At 73.7% G+C, this 1200-nt stretch carries 2 protein-coding genes; both read right to left on the bottom strand.

From position 1 onward, the window contains the following. A partial coding sequence (tsaD, locus tag FV228_RS30300) for a tRNA (adenosine(37)-N6)-threonylcarbamoyltransferase complex transferase subunit TsaD (RefSeq protein WP_147857798.1) occupies positions 1-769 on the bottom strand: 769 nt, incomplete at its 3' end. A gap of 111 nt (positions 770-880) precedes the next feature. Then, positions 881-1090: a TOBE domain-containing protein gene (locus FV228_RS30295; RefSeq protein ID WP_147857797.1), complete on the bottom strand. Its 210-nt coding sequence runs from the start codon at positions 1088-1090 to the stop codon at positions 881-883. Between the last annotated feature and the right edge of the window lie 110 nt (positions 1091-1200).

Raw genomic sequence — 1200 nt, 5'->3', positions numbered from 1 at the left:
GGGCGCGGTCCACCACCACGTCGACCACGGCGGCCTGGAAGCTCGCGCACAGGTCGGCGACGTCGCGCTCGGCCAGCGGCGCGATCCGCTCGGCCTCGATCCGCAGGGCGGTCTTGAGGCCCGACAGGGAGAAATCCGCCTCGCGCCGGCCCAGCATCGGCCGGGGCAGGGCGAAGCGCTCGGGATCGCCCGATTCGGCCATGCGCTCGACCTCGGGGCCGCCGGGGTAGCCGAGGCCCAGGAGCTTGGCGACCTTGTCGAAGGCCTCGCCGATGGCGTCGTCCACCGTGGAACCGAGGCGCACGTAGTCGCCGACCCCGCGCACGGCGACGAGCTGGGTGTGGCCGCCCGAGGCCAGCAGCAGCAGGTACGGGAAGGGCAGGTTGTCGGTCAGCCGCGCGGTGAGCGCGTGGGCCTCCAGGTGGTTGACCGCGAGCAGCGGCTTGCGGGTCACCAGCGCCAGGGTCTTGGCGGTGACCAGGCCGACCAGCACGCCGCCGATCAGCCCGGGCCCGGCCGCGACCGCGATCCCGTCGAGGTCGGGAAACCCGATCCCGGCCCGGTCGAGGGCGCGGGCGATCAGCCGGTCGAGCACCTCGACATGGGCCCGGGCGGCGATCTCCGGCACCACGCCGCCATAGGCGGCGTGCTCGGCGATCTGGCTCAGGATCTCGTTGGCGCGGATCTGCGCGGCCCCGTCCTCATCGACGGACACCACGGCGGCGGCGGTCTCGTCGCAGGTGGTCTCGATGCCGAGCACGGTCTTCACGGGCCACTCCCTAGGGTCATCGGACCTGCAGGCCCCGCCCGGGAGCCCGCCGGGCCGGCGTAATGCGGGCGCCGGGCGGGCGCAATGACCGCCCCGGCCCCCATGGAAGGCTCAGTCGACCGCGACCATCACGTCGGAGGCCTTCACCACGGCGTAGGCCGGGCCGCCGGCCACGAGCTTGAGCGAATCGACCGCCTCGTTGGTGATCGCGGCGGTGACCACCTGGCCGGGGCTGATCTCGATCTTCACGTGGGCGGTGGTCGAGCCCTTGTCGACCGAGACCACGGTGCCCTTGAGGACGTTGCGCGCGCTGATCTTCATGCTGTCGTGCTCCGAAGCGTCCGCGGCCGAATCCGGCCGCATCCGGCGCGTGTCCTACAGCAAGGCGCCGGCCGGCGCGACCGCCCGGGGGCGGGCGGACCGGCCCGTCA

This window comes from Methylobacterium sp. WL18 (assembly GCF_008040015.1).
Taxonomy (GTDB): domain Bacteria; phylum Pseudomonadota; class Alphaproteobacteria; order Rhizobiales; family Beijerinckiaceae; genus Methylobacterium; species Methylobacterium mesophilicum.
This window is presented reverse-complemented; position numbering and strand designations above follow the sequence as displayed.

Bases quoted from the DNA above. Each gene is read 5' to 3' on its own strand.
- FV228_RS30295 (WP_147857797.1), bottom strand. From the start codon at position 1,090: ATGAAGATCAGCGCGCGCAACGTCCTCAAGGGCACCGTGGTCTCGGTC.